The 14,883-nt window shown below is 35.1% G+C and carries 12 protein-coding genes; 1 reads left to right on the top strand and 11 read right to left on the bottom strand.

What is annotated here, in order from left to right:
- Positions 1-5: 5 nt before the first annotated feature.
- From BN55_RS06225 to BN55_RS06185, 9 genes are all read right to left on the bottom strand, one after another.
- Positions 6-2,675 (bottom strand): calcium-translocating P-type ATPase, PMCA-type, encoded by a 2,670-nt coding sequence (locus tag BN55_RS06225; RefSeq protein ID WP_008471122.1) that lies wholly within the window; start codon positions 2,673-2,675, stop codon positions 6-8.
- A 171-nt stretch (positions 2,676-2,846) separates the two neighbouring features.
- Positions 2,847-3,680, bottom strand: a complete 834-nt coding sequence (gene nadE, locus BN55_RS06220; RefSeq protein ID WP_008471121.1) for an ammonia-dependent NAD(+) synthetase — start codon at positions 3,678-3,680, stop codon at positions 2,847-2,849.
- Between the two features lie 3 nt (positions 3,681-3,683).
- Positions 3,684-5,156 carry a nicotinate phosphoribosyltransferase gene (locus tag BN55_RS06215; RefSeq protein WP_008471120.1) on the bottom strand — a complete coding sequence of 491 codons (1,473 nt, stop codon included), beginning with the start codon at positions 5,154-5,156 and terminating at the stop codon, positions 3,684-3,686.
- A gap of 111 nt (positions 5,157-5,267) precedes the next feature.
- Positions 5,268-5,966: a glycosyltransferase family 32 protein gene (locus BN55_RS06210; RefSeq protein WP_008471118.1), complete on the bottom strand. Its 699-nt coding sequence runs from the start codon at positions 5,964-5,966 to the stop codon at positions 5,268-5,270.
- Entirely contained in the window at positions 5,963-7,942 is a 1,980-nt protein-coding gene (locus tag BN55_RS06205) for a glycosyltransferase family 2 protein (RefSeq protein ID WP_008471117.1), read from the bottom strand. Before BN55_RS06205 ends, BN55_RS06210 begins: the two co-directional genes overlap by 4 nt.
- A 1-nt stretch (position 7,943) precedes the next feature.
- The gene (locus tag BN55_RS06200) at positions 7,944-9,044 is read right to left on the bottom strand and encodes a glycosyltransferase (protein ID WP_008471116.1); all 1,101 of its coding nucleotides are present in this window, start codon (positions 9,042-9,044) and stop codon (positions 7,944-7,946) included.
- A gap of 28 nt (positions 9,045-9,072) precedes the next feature.
- Entirely contained in the window at positions 9,073-9,801 is a 729-nt protein-coding gene (locus BN55_RS06195) for a WecB/TagA/CpsF family glycosyltransferase (RefSeq protein WP_008471115.1), read from the bottom strand.
- Positions 9,802-9,810: 9 nt separating this feature from the next.
- A complete protein-coding gene (locus BN55_RS06190; protein ID WP_008471113.1) occupies positions 9,811-11,241 on the bottom strand; it encodes an oligosaccharide flippase family protein in 1,431 nt (476 codons plus the stop codon).
- Between the two features lie 10 nt (positions 11,242-11,251).
- Positions 11,252-12,391 carry a CDP-glycerol--glycerophosphate glycerophosphotransferase gene (locus BN55_RS06185; protein WP_008471112.1) on the bottom strand — a complete coding sequence of 380 codons (1,140 nt, stop codon included), beginning with the start codon at positions 12,389-12,391 and terminating at the stop codon, positions 11,252-11,254.
- A 121-nt stretch (positions 12,392-12,512) separates the two neighbouring features.
- On the opposite strand from BN55_RS06185, the gene tagD reads away from it, so the two are divergent.
- Complete coding sequence (gene tagD, locus BN55_RS06180; RefSeq protein WP_008471111.1) at positions 12,513-12,899, top strand: glycerol-3-phosphate cytidylyltransferase; 387 nt, start codon at positions 12,513-12,515, stop codon at positions 12,897-12,899.
- A 53-nt stretch (positions 12,900-12,952) separates the two neighbouring features.
- Here the strand turns inward: tagD and BN55_RS06175 are convergent, their stop codons facing one another.
- Both BN55_RS06175 and BN55_RS06170 read right to left on the bottom strand, forming a co-directional pair.
- Entirely contained in the window at positions 12,953-13,654 is a 702-nt protein-coding gene (locus BN55_RS06175; protein WP_008471110.1) for a GntR family transcriptional regulator, read from the bottom strand.
- 74 nt (positions 13,655-13,728) lie between these two features.
- Complete coding sequence (locus BN55_RS06170) at positions 13,729-14,850, bottom strand: hypothetical protein (RefSeq protein WP_008471109.1); 1,122 nt, start codon at positions 14,848-14,850, stop codon at positions 13,729-13,731.
- Positions 14,851-14,883: the final 33 nt, after the last annotated feature.

The raw sequence follows: 14,883 nt of genomic DNA, 5'->3' as shown, positions 1-14,883 counted from the left end.
ATTTATTATCTCTTACCCATTGAACGTTGAACTAACTTGACTAATTCAACAATCAAAATCATCAATACGCCAGCGCACAAAACAACTAACCATTGAATTGGATCTAATTCAGTTACATCAAATAACTTAGTCATAAATGGCAATTCAACAAAGGCCATAATTACTGCAGCAATTAAAATTGCACCGTTAAACCACTTGTTTGAAAAGGTGTGCTTTCTAAAGATTGATTGGTGGATATATTTGGAGTTAAAGGCATGGAATAACTGGATCAAACCTAAAGTTAAGAAGGCCATTGTCAAAGCATCCCCGTGTTGCAATTGTGGATTATTAATATGCGGTCCAACATGCAAGCCAAATTGGTAAGCTCCTAATACTAAAACGCCTTCCAAAATTCCTTGATAAATAATCGAACTTGCTACACCGCCACTAAAGAAGTTAGACTTCTTGCCACGTGGCTTACGATCCATAATTCCATCTTCCACAGGTTCTACACCTAAGGCAATAGCTGGCAGAGTATCAGTTACTAAGTTAATCCACAACAATTGCACAGGCTCTAAAATATCCCAGCCTAGCATCGTCATCATAAATACCGTTAAAACTTCACCAACGTTACAACTCATTAAGTATAAGATGGCTTTTTGAATATTGCTAAATACCTTACGACCTTGCTTAACGGCTTCAACGATAGTAGCAAAGTTATCGTCCGCCAAAACCATATCGCTAGCGCCTTTAGAAACTTCAGTACCAGTAATACCCATTCCGATACCAATATCAGCTTGCTTTAAACTTGGAGCGTCGTTAACACCATCACCAGTCATGGCAACAATCTTGTCATTTGCTTGCCATGCTTTAACAATTCTAACTTTATTTTCTGGAGAAACGCGGGCATAAACGCTATAGTCAGAAACGTGTTTAATAAAGTAATCATCTGATAATTTATCTAATTCAGCACCAGTAATGACAGCCTTATTTTTATCAGGACTTTCTTGTAAAATGCCTAAACGACTCGCAATTGCAGCAGCGGTAATTTGGTGGTCCCCAGTAATCATAACTGTTCTAATACCCGCTCTTTTAGCTTCTGCCACAGCAGCTTTTGCTTCTGGTCTTTCTGGATCGATCATCCCTACCAAACCAGCAAAAATTAGATCTTGTTCAACATTATCAGTTGTTGGATCGTCATATGGCTTATTCACGTATTTATAAGCAAGTCCTAACACACGTAAAGCATTTTGTGCCATATCCTTGTTGGCAGCTAAAATATCTTGTTTTTGCTCATCGGTAATCGGACTTACTTGACCATTGATTTCTACTGAAGTAACACGCTTTAATAACTCATCTGGAGCACCTTTAACGGCAACATAATACTTATCTCCAAACTTATTAACAGTCGACATTAACTTACGTACTGAATCAAACGGTACTTCTTGAATACGCTTATCTTTTTGAAGAAGTTCTTGCACATCAATATTTTCATCAAAGGCATATTGAATTAATGCAGTTTCAGTTGGATCTCCTAAAAGACGGCCACCTTCTTCAATTTGCGTATCGTTGGCCAAAATCATTGAAAGCAAAGCCGGATTATCTTCGCTTATTTCTTGATCTTCACTGTGGACAACGCCATTGTAGTAAACTTTTTCCACAGTCATTTGATTTTGCGTTAAAGTACCAGTTTTATCAGAACAAATAATATCTGTTGCACCCAACGTTTCAACTGCAGGTAGCTTTCTGACAATAGCCTTATGCTTAGCCATTGTCTGCGTACCCAAAGCTAAAATAATCGTTACAATTGCTGGCAATCCTTCAGGAATTGCAGCTACCGCTAATGAAACCGCCACTAAAAACATGTTAATCATCAAAGTCGAGTTTCGTTCAGCTGGGTTAGCCTTTAATACTCCGACAATAAAGACAATGGCACAAATTGCCAAAATCATAATTGTCAAGGTCTTACCAAGTTGGTTTAAATTACGCTTTAAAGGAGTATCGGTTTCGTCGGCATTATTAAGCATCGTGGCAATCTTACCAACTTCAGTATTCATTCCAGTTGCTGTGACAATACCTTCGCCACGTCCGTAAGTGACGCTGGTATTGGCATAAGCCATGTTAATCCGATCGCCTAAAGCCACTTCACTGTCAGGCAAGGTTTCACTGCTTTTATCCACAGGAACTGATTCACCAGTCAAGGCTGATTCTTCAATCTTCAAACTTTTAGCAACAGTTAAACGCATATCAGCTGGAATTACATCGCCAGCTTCAAGTAAAACAACATCACCCGGAACAATTTCCGTACTTGGAATTTCTAAGATGACATTATTTCTTCTAACATGCGCACTTGGCGTTGACATTTCCTTCAACGCATCAATAGCTGCTTCAGATTTCGCTTCTTGGAAAGTTCCAAGCAAAGCATTGATCAAAACAACGATCATGATAATTGCAGCATCAGTCCATTCTTGAGCTACAATACCTGAAACAATCGCTGCAATAATCAAAACAATAATCATAAAATCTTTGAATTGATCAAAGAAGCGCGCAACCATGCTACGTTTTTTCTTAGAAGCTAAAGCATTTTCGCCATATTTTTCAAGACGTTTTTTAGCCTCTTCATTACTTAACCCTGTTTTTAAAGATGTCTCAAGATCCTTTTCCACATCAGGGATATTTTCATCGTAATACTTCACAACTTTCCTCCTTACGAAAAAAGACTTATGCCCATCTCTGGTGCATAAGTCTCACTCATTAAGACAAGTCCAGAGAGCTGGAGCTCTCGGTTGTTGGGCTTGCCGCAATCGCTTGCCGTTACTCCCTTATTACGTATACTATTATAGTAAAAAGTATGGATTTTTAGCAAGTTAGTTGTGCTTGTAAAAGTCATCAAAAATTGTTACTGGCAAGTGGCGCTTGTGTTCACTCTTTTTCCACAATTTTTCAATTTGCTCAGCTGCCTTATCGCTAACTTGTCTACCTTCAAGATAGTCGTCGACTTCATTGTAAGTTACGCCAAGTGCTTCTTCATCCGGTAAATCTGGCTTTTCTTCCTCTAAGTCTGCAGTTGGAGCTTTCATGTATAAATGTTCAGGACAGCCCAATTCTTTAAGCATTTGCTTACCTTGCCGCTTATCTAAACGAAACAGTGGCGTAATATCTGCAGCACCATCGCCGTATTTGGTGTAAAAACCGGAAAAGTTTTCCGCCGCATGATCAGTCCCAATTACAGCGCCTGAATTAGCTCCAGCAATGGCATATTGAACAACCATTCTTTGACGCGCTTTAATATTGCCTTTATTAAAATCAGTAATCTTTTGACCTGTTGCTTCAATCACCTTAACAAGCGCATCAACTGGTTCTTTAATATTAACGATTAAATCTTGATCTGGCTTTTGAAATGCAACAGCGTCAGCTGCGTCGTCTGCATCATTTTGCTTGCCATAAGGAAGACGCACTGCGATAAATTGATAAGATGAATCGCCAGTTTCTTGACGCATTTCGTTAATTGCCATTTGAGCCAATTTTCCAGCTAAAGTTGAATCTTGACCACCAGAAATTCCCAAGACATAGGTCTTTAAGAAAGGATTTTCTTTTAAATAATTTTTTAAAAAATCAATTGACTTTCTAATTTCTTCTTTTGGATCAATTTCTGGTTTTACATGTTCATAAGCTACGATTTTTTCTTGTAAAGGTCTCATTTACTAATAGCCTCGCTTCATAATTTTGCTTCTAATATCATTGATCAAGTTCATCTTATGATCATAAAGTCTTTGAGACAAGTCCACTGGATAATCTTGTGGATTTAAGCTACGTTTATACTCATCCCACAAACCATCTAAGTTCTTAGCCGCAAACTCTTTAACTTCTTGAAGGCTTGGTTCGTGGTAAACTTGCTCGCCTTCTAAAAAGATAGTTTGAAGTAGCGGACGCGCAGTAAAATCAGTTACCACTTTATTAATATAAGTATATTGTGGGTGGAACATAAATAATGCTTCAAAGTCGCGTGGATCTTCATCATATTCAGAAACCCAGTCGCCTTCATTTTTCTTTTCAGAATTTGCTTGAATGCGCCATACTTGTTTTTTACCTGGAGTAGACACTTTTTCAGCATTAGAAGAAATCTTTAAAGTGTCGCGCATATTGCCATTTTCATCTTCAATGGCCACTAACTTATAAACTCCACCTAATGCAGGTTGATCAAAAGCTGTAATTAACTTAGTACCAATTCCCCAAACGTCAATCTTTGCATCTTGCATCTTAAGGTTTTGGATAGTCTTTTCATCCAAGTCATTAGAAGCAAAAATCTTAGCATCCCTAAAACCAGCATCATCAAGTTGCTTTCTAACTTTCTTAGAAATATAAGCCATATCACCAGAGTCGATTCTGACGCCTAAGAAATTAATCTTATCACCCATTTCTTTAGCAACCTTGATAGCAGTTGGCACACCGCTTCGTAAAGTATCGTAAGTATCTACTAAAAATACGCAATCTTTATGAGTTTCAGCGTAAGCTTTGAAAGCTTCATATTCGCTATCAAAGGATTCAACTAAAGAGTGAGCATGAGTTCCAGAAATTGGAATACCGAATAATTTTCCTGCTCTGACATTACTTGTGGCATCGAACCCGCCAATGTAGGCTGCACGCGTACCCCAGATAGCAGCATCTGTTTCTTGAGCACGACGCGTACCAAATTCCATTAAGCCGTCATCGCCGACAGCGACCTTAATTCGAGCAGCCTTGGTGGCAATTAAAGTTTGGAAGTTAATAATATTCAAAATTGCGGTTTCTACAAGCTGACATTGAGCTAATGGTCCTTCAATTTGCATAATTGGTTCATGAGCAAAAACTAATTCACCTTCAAGAGCAGAACGCACTGTTAATTGCAATTTCATATTACGAAGATAATCAATAAAATCATCATCGTAATTTTCTTGTTCTTTAAGATATTGCAAATCACTCTCTGAAAAATGGAAATTATTTAAGTACTCAATTACATGACTCAAACCAGCGTTTAATGCATAGCCATTGCCAAATGGTTCTTTTCTAAAGAAAACTTCAAATACAGCATTACGTTCACTTATTCCTTTTTTGAAATAAGTGTACATCATGTTAATTTCATATAAATCCGTATGCAAGATCAAAGAATCATCTTGATCAATATTTGTGTTTAACATTTTCCCTCACTAAATATCTTTCTATATGTTTATGTTTATGTTTGTCTATAATTATAATCAATCAGGCTCAGATAGCAAAAAAGCATTGCTAAAATTAGCAATGCAAATTTTTTATCGAAATACTTTTGCATATAAGCCAGCTTCAAATGGAGTCTTAATTTGAAGCTTTAAGTTAGTAACGATTTTACGCTTTAATGGCTTTGCACCTTCCATCCAAGTACCAGTAAAGACGTGAATTGTCTTAGAATTAGCAGATGGATTGCATAAAACACCATCTGGATAAACGTGGATGCCGTATGGAAGCCATTGTTCTTTATTGTTAGGCTTAGCTCCATATTTTTCTTTTAAAATATCAGATACTGAAACAGTGTTTACACCAGCCATTTGATCTTGAGTATCAAACGCAAAATCACGATCGTTGTAATAATCAAGCATATCTTTGATTAAACGGTGATGTGGTTCTGCACCAAAAACTGCAGTGAATGGATTATCTTTATTTTCAAAACCAACAAAAGCGCGATTTTTCAACAATTCGTGCAAATCGTCCAATACCAAAACATCAGTATCTAAATAGATTCCACCATATTCATAAATTGCTTTAGCTCTAATATAATCAGACACAAAGGCCCATTTTTTGGCTTTATAAGCTTGTTCAACATATTTATTTTCATGGATATCGAAGTTACTTTCGTTCCATTCAATAATTTTGTAATCGCCTAGATGCTTTTTCCAGGTTTTCATACATTTTTGAATTTTCTTAGGTTTCGGATTGCCTCCTACCCAAACATAATGAATAATCTTAGGAATCATTTTTTTACCTCAATTTTTACGTAATCTTTTATAGTGAAGAATTCTAGAATTCTTGCTATTTTTTCTTTATCTTTTTGCGCTACTCGCATTGTACCAGTTCCTCGGCCAATAAGCTTCATTATTTCAAAATAAAACGGTGCAAGTTTATTTTGACTAAGCTGACGGTTAAATAATCGAATGTCAGCACCATCAAAAATTTGCAAATCTTCTGGAATTATAATATCTGCCGTTTTTTTGACGTCATAATTTTGACTAAAGTCAACAATTGCTTTGACGTATGGATTAGACAAATCTGAAACACGTCTGCTGGCAACAGTTGGTGTAATGTTTTTCAGACTTGTACGTCCTTGTTTAAAGAAAACTGGACAAATACTCGACAAAGCGAATTTATTAAATGCTCGATAAAAAATAGATTGGAACTTAAACTGCGGAATATATAATCTGCTCAAAATATGGTGCAGAGTACGTAATTCCCCGGATAAAACATTCACGCTTCCATCAGCTGAATTTAAATAATTACCTTCAAAAACGCGATATTTTAAGCCAATGAAATTACTGTTAGCCATCTTTAAACCGTGATTGGTTCTGGCATCATACCAAGCAGGCAAATTATCCGTTAAGTAGTTTTGTTTAACCTGATTTTCAAAAACTTCTCTACGCCAATAAGTAAAATCTACATATGGATTTCTACCAAAAGCTAAGGCCATCTTGGCAACAGTAGTTTCGCTATTGTAATAAGACTTAGTACGCAAGATCTTGCCTAGCTTATCTTTACCATCTATTTCTTGAATTCCAATAAAAATACCATCGCATCTCTCGCCGCATAAAGCGCTCATTGCACGATAAAAGACATTTGAATCGTACAAAACATCATCTGAGTGCAAGATATAACAAATATCGCCTGTCACGTATTTCAAGCCATGCTTAACTGCATTGAGTTGGTCTTGGTTATCTTGCTTGATGTATTTTACAGGCAAATCATTATAAGCGAGATAATGCTTAACCACATTTTCAGTGTCGTCAGTCGAACCATCATCGACTATAATTACTTCCCAATCACGGTAAGTTTGAATCTTAACTGATTGCAAAGTTTCGACAATAGTATCAGCACCATTATAAGTAGGAATAATAACAGAAATTTTACGCTTAGTTTGAGTTAAGGCAATATTTCCCAGAAAATTTAATAAGCTCAAATAAATCAAAAATGCCAATACCAAAAATGTCACATTGAGCATTGAAGGTTGAGCCAAGATTAATACTACTTGCCCCACTACTAAATAAATAATCGTTCCAAAAACAATATGAGTAGTTAAGTATAATTTTTCTTTATTCCTTAATAAAAAATATGCTGCAAAGATAATTAAAACTAAGCCAATTGCTTCAATTTGCCAGTTTATATTATTTATATGAAAATCAGGTAATTCAGCACTTACCCACACAACAGCTACTAAAGAAGTAATTAAATACGTGAGTAAAATTAACAAGCGAAATTGTTCAGTATGAGTAATTAAGAAACGTTCAAAATATAATACCAAAGCCAAAATTGAGACAAGCAAAATCAAGATTGCCCCACCCTTAGTCATAAAATTAGCCAAGACATTCATATTTAAGAAGATCAAAATTATATTTTTAATATTAAAATGTCGCTCAGTAAAATATAGACTCAGAGTATAAGCAATGAAAGCTAGTTGAAAAATATAATTACCGATATTTACGCTGTACCAATTTAATTGACTGCCAATATTAATCAAAGTCAAAGAAATGGTCAACGCACTAGTCGCTTTTTCTAAAAACCATTGATCAAAATCACGTAAATCATTCCAAAAAATAGCTAATAGTAATACTAAGCCTAATGCGCATTCCCATAAAAATGCAAATTGAATTCGATCATCGTAGCTTGTAGCTATTTGCTCAATCAAAGGTATGAAAAAGATAATCCCAACTAAAATATTTAACTTCCGACTTTTTGTAATCATTTTATTTTTCATCCAATATCGATTCATAATAATTTTTAATTGCCGTTAATTGGTTTTGCATTGAGAAATTATGACTCAAATATTCTTTTTCAAGCTCTGCCATTTGATTCAACTTAGCTTTTGGCATTTGGCTTGCGCTAACTAAATCTTGAGCTAATTTATCTTGATCGCCAATCTTAATAATAAAGCCATGCTGATTATCTGGGATCATCTTATGGATATCTCCCACGCTCGTTGATAAAATCGGCAACAAATTATCGCTCGCTTCTAGTAAAACCAAAGGGAAACTTTCAGAATATGATGTCAAAACTGCTAAATCCATCTTGCGATAAAGTTCAACAATTTCTGGATGACTTAAAAAGCCGTGGAAAGTCACTTGCTCGCTAATTCCTAAATCTCGCGCTAAAGCTTTTAAATTATTTAACTGCGAGCCGTCGCCAACAATATGCAAATGAATATTAGAATTATCAGCCTGCTTTAAAGCCTTTAATAGCATATCTTGAGCTTTAACTTTTTCGGTTCGCCCAACATTTACCACGTTAAAGTAAGGATGATCATATTTAGCAGGAATTTCTTCATTCGGATGGAAAAAAATACCGTTATAAATTACGCAGATCTTGGTCTTTGCGATGCCTACTTTATCCACTAATAAATCTGCAAAATTTTGCGTAATCGCGAAAATACCATCGGCTTGCTTTAAAGCTCTAACGTTTAATCTGGTAAAGACATCCCCAATAAAACCGCGCCCTTCAAAATCTTTCAACGGATCAGAGTGAACCGTAATAATCCACCTAGCTTTGATTTTTTTATGGATTAAATCAAGATACAAATTAGCACGTGCTCCATGACTATGCACAATATCAAAATTATTGTCATTAATAAATTTCGTCAAACGCTTTAAAGACCCTAAGTCATAGCGACTCTTAGTGCCTAAAATAGTGGTCTTGATGCCATTAGCTTTAGCAGCTTTGGCAACAGGACCATCAGCCAAAGTAAGCAATTCAAAATCTTCGCCACTTTTTTTGGCTTGCGTTAATAAATTTACAATGTGAAATAATCCTCCGCCTTTTTCAAGACCAGCATTTACATGTAAAACTTTCATCTAAATTTTTTCTTTCTAAAATAGCTTTTTACTTGCTCTTTTTATTTTTCTCAACTTCAACTATAAATTTAGGCAAAGCTAGCATCCGCTTAAATCTAGTTGGGTTAGTAATCAAACGGTAAAACCACTCTAAATGCGTCTTTTGAAATGCTTCAGGTGCCCGTTTTACCTGACCGGAAAATACGTCAAAACTTCCACCAACGCCCATCATTAAAGCGGGCAAATTATCTTTTCGCATAATAGAAATTAATTGCTCTTGCCTTGGAAAACCAACTGCTGCAAAAACCATATCAGGTTTAGTAGCTTCAATTTTTTGTGCCATGGTTTTTAAATCATCTTTAAAATAGCCATCTTGTGCACCAACTAAAACGATTCCTGGGTAATCTTTAGCAATTTTTTCTTTAACGGCTTTAATTACTTCGGGCTTAGCGCCTACTAAATAAACTCTTAAATGGCGCAAATTTGCGACCTGCATAAACCAAGTGAATAAATCATAGCCGGTAACTCTTTCTTTTAAAGGCGTTTTTTGCATTTTTCCAGCTAAAACCACACCAATTCCATCTGCAGTAATAAAATCAGGAGTTGTTTGGAGTAATTTCATAAATTTAGGATCTTGCTTGGCAAGCATCACAATTTCTGGATTAGCCGTCACAATCATCGTTGATAAATGATTATTCAAGCGACTAATAAACTGGTTTTTAAACTCTTCTAAAGAATAGTTATCAAAGTCTACTCCTAAAACATTAACTTTAGGCATAACATCCTCCTAAGCTTTTTTGAAAAATTTTTTAACTAATAAAATTATGTCTTTATTAAGATCAAATTTAAAGATAAACATTAATCCAGCATATATTGCCATCACAACAATCGACTTAAATGCCATATTTAAGAATGCGGAAGGAATAATGTTGGGAATAACCATGCCGATTCCAAAGGTAATTAAGGCAATCAAGAAATACTTGGGAATATCATGAAAAACATAAGTAAATTCATAATCGTCGCGTACAATCCAGACACGTAATAAACATACTACTAATTCAGTGATCAAAATCGCAATCAAAGCTCCTGTTGCAGCTAAACTACGGTCTAAAAAGTAAGTTAAAACGACTTCGCAGATAGCCCCAATTACCACTGGAATGGCATATTCTTTATCACGCTGGTTGGCTAAAGCAAACTGATTAGCAAAAACTCCTCCTAGCGGAATAATCACAATCGTCAAAGTAAACCAAAACATCAAATTGGTCATCGGAATATATTTATTGCCGAAAAAGAATGGCACAAATTGTTTAGTGTTGACCATCACAACAACCGCAAAAATTAATCCCAACATCACAGTTACTTCAAGCGATTTTTTCAAAACAACTTTTTGCGTTTCTTTTCCTTCTGCTGCCATCTTCGGCATCATAACTAAGGTAATACTAGTAATGACGCCCAAAATCATATTAGAAATTCTTTGCGAGTTATCATAAAAAGAAACCTGCGTTGAATTTTGATACAAACCTAGAATTGGCTTATCCAAAGAAGTATAAACTTGGGTAGCAATTTGAGGAATCAATAAGGTAATAATAGCGATAACTGATTCTTTTAGACGATAGAAATGTTTAACAGGTTTACCCACATATTCACGAATGTTGATCCAAAAAACGAGCGATCCAGCTAATGTCGATAGCGACATGATAAGCAAATATTTCCACAAGTCGCTAGGATTTTTAACCAGCCAAAAGATAAGTACTACAGAACATAATTTAACAATCGTATTTCTCAAAACAACTTTTCCAAATTCAGCAAGCCCTTGGAAAAACCATGAAATATCTAATTGTGCTGAGATCATAAATGGGATCATTAACAAAATATAGTTCCAGTACTTAACCTTTGTAATAGTTACAAATAATACAGTAGCTAAGATCATAATCACACTAGCTAATGCTTGAAAATACCATAAGCCCCAAAAAGCTTCGGTTAATTCTTGTGGCGTACTATGGGCGCGAGTACGCGAAATAGTTCTCATCCCAATATAAGAAATAGATAAGGAACAAAAAACCATCAAAAATTGAATGGTGTTGTTCACATTACTATAAATACCGTAAGTACTTGGTCCTAAATTTCTGGATAAATAAGGCACCGTAATTAGCGGAACGAGAACTAAAAATATCTGATAAACTGCGTTGTAAAGAATATTGAGTAATGTTTTTTTCAAAACTTCTCACCTAACTAGTAACTTTTTCAAAATTTCGTTGACAATTATGCTGCCTATCAATTGTATAAGTTAAATCAAGCCAATACTTACGAGCTTTTGCAAACTCATCTTGATCTTGCTGCAAAATTTTAACCATTTGCTCTTGATCATTAATGCATGCACCTGGCACAACATCTTGATAAGGAGCAAGCAGCAAACCACGGATTTTTTGATATTGCTTCAGATAATTCGTAATAAAGTAAATCGGCTTATTTAAATGCAAGTAGTCAAAATAAATTGATGAAAAATCAGTCATCAAATAATCAGTTGCACCTAAGATCTCATACAAATCAATATCTTTATCCTCTAAATATGAATTATTTAAAAAACAGATATTTGAATATAGGTTTGTCTTACTTGAAACCAACTTCATTTCATATGGATGAAGCTTAATAATTAAGAATTGATGCATTTTCTTCAATTCTTCATTTAACTTTGCGCCATTAAAATCATCAAAAGCAAAAAAGTTACCTGATTTGATTTTCTGCATTACAGTTGCATCATTTAATTCAAAGCGAAATGTTGGCATATAAATGCCGATTTTTGCTTGCGAATCGTTTGCATTAAACAAATCCTTTAATAAGTTTTCTTTAGAAACTTGGTTATCAAATAAAGCATCTATGCGCGGAAAGCCGGTTTCGACGTATTTTTCGCCTTCAATTGCACTGCAAGCGGTCATTAAAGTTTCATACAAAGGACTGCTTGAAACAACGCGGTCGGCTTGTTTTTGCCAAACTTTCATATTCTTAACGTCATTTGCGTAGCTATCATTAGCCGCCATAAAGCCCATCCGCTTTAATGGAATTCCATGCCAAAAACAGGTACAAATTTGACCTTTTTTAATTTTAAAAGGTTGGTGAGTTGTAAATAAATATTTAGCTTGCCCAATCTTTTTCCAAGTAGACCAAGACAAATGGCTGCTTGGCCATGGCTCTACTAGCACTGCTTCAATTTCGGGATGATTTTTTTTGAGGTATTTATAAAATACATATCCATTAGATCCCGATCTACCTCCACCATTTAAGATTACATAAAGATCTGGTCTTGTTTTGGTAAATTTCAAAATGAATTTGATACACGATAAATAAATTGTAAATAAAAAGCTTTTCATAATTTCTCCTAATTATAAATATTCTATCAAACTCCCTAATCTTTAAATAAAAAAATTAAAACTTTTACTATTTCTTCACTTCTCATTTGTTAAAATATAAATATCTATAAGGGAGATAACTATGAAAAAGATAATTACTTACGGAACTTTCGATTTATTACATTATGGTCATGTGCGTTTATTAAAGCGTGCCAAAGAATTAGGAGATTACCTAATCGTCGGCTTATCAACTGATGAATTCAATGAATTTAAAAAGCACAAACAAGCTTATAACGATTATGCAGAAAGAAAATATATCTTAGAAGCAATTCGTTACGTGGATGAAGTTATTCCAGAAGAAGACTGGGATCAAAAAGTCAAAGACGTTCAAAAATACGATATTGATACTTTTGTCATGGGTGATGACTGGAAAGGTCAATTCGACTTTTTAAAGCCATACTGCAACGTGGTTTACTTACCAAGAACACCAGGAATTTCTACTACTAAGATTAAGCAAGACCTTAAATAGCAAAAAAGACGTAGTCTGCAATCATGCAAACTACGTCTTTTATATTCGCTTGATTATTTAGCAAATGTGAATTCAAATCTTTCGGCAACATATGAAGCGCGAACATATTCAAACGGTACCCCATTTGATAATTCAGTTACCTGTCGTCTAGTAACTAATGCTTCGCCCTTATGCACAGACAAAAGTCTAGCATCATTTTCGCTAGCCACACTAGCTCCGATATTTTCAGTTACATTGCCGATTTTATAGCTTCCCTTTTCTTCCAATGTTTTATACAAACTAGTTGAAATTTCATCTTTTGAAAACTTAGAAACTAATTTAAATGGAATGGTTGCCACTTCATAGCAGATTGGAACATTATCAGCTGAACGCACACGTTCCATTCTTAATACTAAATCAGTATCTTCAATCTTCAATTTTTCTTTTTCAGATAATGATGGCTTGGTTACGCGATAAGAAATCAAGCGACTAGAAGGAACTTGTCCATTAGAACGCGTAATATCGGTAAAAGACATGACGCCTGACATTTTTTCTTGAACCTTTTGACTAGCTACATAAGTACCGCTACCCAGTCTTCGTTCCAAAATTCCTTCATCTTCTAAAGTTTTGATTGCTTGACGCAAAGTCATCCGAGAAACGTTAAATTTCAAGGCTAGTTGCCGTTCTGCAGGAATCCTTTGTCCAACAGTATACTTTTTATTTTCAATATCTTTTTTAATTTGATTATGAATTTTAATATACATTGGTTCTTGCATGACATCCGCCTCCATTATAGTTACTGTCTACTATATCCTATTGTATCTTAAATTGGTCTAATTGGTAAATACCATTACTTGTCACTTTTTTTAGCATTCCACTTAATACCCGAAATATCAACGTTAGCAATGTTATTGCATTCAATATCCAAATCATCGCTGCTGCTTGAAAGAACGCTTATTTTCACCTGAGAGTCATCTTGAACTGCCATCACAGTCTCATTAGGATTGAAAACTAAATCTTTTCCACTTAAAGTGGCATTTTTGTTCAAAGCTAAGAAGAACTCAAATTCATTACTACCAGAAAAAGCAGTCCGTGACGCATCGCAAACACTATTATCTTGAAAATCAGCATGGCTAATAACAGCGTCATTGATCAATGTTAACTTAGATTTATCGCAGCAAATAATTCGATCAAGTTGAGAGTTTTGCATGATAGTTCTAGTATTTTTATCGATAAAGATACCGCCAGCAAACTGACAATTTACAATATTTACCCAGGATTCATCTGAAATGTAAAAACCAGCGTCATCTTCTGACAAAATTTGCGAATTAAGCATATTCATCCAAGTCGAGCCATGAATTAAGGCTGTTTTTACAATAGAATTGTTCAAGTCTAATTCGCTATTAGAGCCTGGATAAGTGCTGATACTGCCGTTAATTTGCGAATGCGAAATAATAGCTGTCCCTTTACCTTGCACGCCAATAGCTGAATATTTTTCTGAAGGATAATCAATCAAAGAATCATTCATGGTAATTCTAAAATTAGACTTCTTAAACATTGAAACACTGGCATTCAAGACCTTAGTAGAAAACAGTTCTAGCGTGCAGCGCCCGTTAACAGCAATACCAGCAGTATCGTCTTCGTTTCCACGTAAAACGACATTTCTTAAAGTAAGATACGTATCTGCGTCTTCTTCAACAAAAATAGCATTGTTTTTAGCCTTAGCTTGGATACAAGCATTTTCTACAGTAAAAAAGTTGCAGTCGGGACCTAAAGTGAAAAAGCTCTCAATCACCGTATCTTCAGGACTTGCCCCTGTTCCCTTGATAGTTAAATCAGTCACGTCTAATCCTTGTGGTAATTGATAATAGCCTGGCTCTAGTAACAAGACATCATCTGCTTTTAGTGTCTTGAGAGCTTGCTTCCATTCAATTTCATGTCCACGCGACCCTACTTTAACCAGTCTTGTCATTCAATGATCCTTTCTTCTTAAAAAATTCATAAA

Origin of the sequence: Lactobacillus hominis DSM 23910 = CRBIP 24.179, assembly GCF_000296835.1 — a bacterium.
In the GTDB taxonomy this organism is placed as follows: domain Bacteria; phylum Bacillota; class Bacilli; order Lactobacillales; family Lactobacillaceae; genus Lactobacillus; species Lactobacillus hominis.
This window is presented reverse-complemented; position numbering and strand designations above follow the sequence as displayed.

Coding starts and splice junctions, on each gene's coding strand:
- BN55_RS06195 (WP_008471115.1), bottom strand. CDS start 9,801: ATGCCTAAAGTTAATGTTTTAGGAGTAGACTTTGATAACTATTCTTTA.
- nadE (WP_008471121.1), bottom strand. CDS start 3,680: ATGAGACCTTTACAAGAAAAAATCGTAGCTTATGAACATGTAAAACCA.
- tagD (WP_008471111.1), top strand. CDS start 12,513: ATGAAAAAGATAATTACTTACGGAACTTTCGATTTATTACATTATGGT.
- BN55_RS06210 (WP_008471118.1), bottom strand. CDS start 5,966: ATGATTCCTAAGATTATTCATTATGTTTGGGTAGGAGGCAATCCGAAA.
- BN55_RS06170 (WP_008471109.1), bottom strand. CDS start 14,850: ATGACAAGACTGGTTAAAGTAGGGTCGCGTGGACATGAAATTGAATGG.
- BN55_RS06175 (WP_008471110.1), bottom strand. CDS start 13,654: ATGCAAGAACCAATGTATATTAAAATTCATAATCAAATTAAAAAAGAT.
- BN55_RS06205 (WP_008471117.1), bottom strand. CDS start 7,942: ATGATTACAAAAAGTCGGAAGTTAAATATTTTAGTTGGGATTATCTTT.
- BN55_RS06200 (WP_008471116.1), bottom strand. CDS start 9,044: ATGAAAGTTTTACATGTAAATGCTGGTCTTGAAAAAGGCGGAGGATTA.
- BN55_RS06185 (WP_008471112.1), bottom strand. CDS start 12,391: ATGAAAAGCTTTTTATTTACAATTTATTTATCGTGTATCAAATTCATT.
- BN55_RS06215 (WP_008471120.1), bottom strand. CDS start 5,156: ATGTTAAACACAAATATTGATCAAGATGATTCTTTGATCTTGCATACG.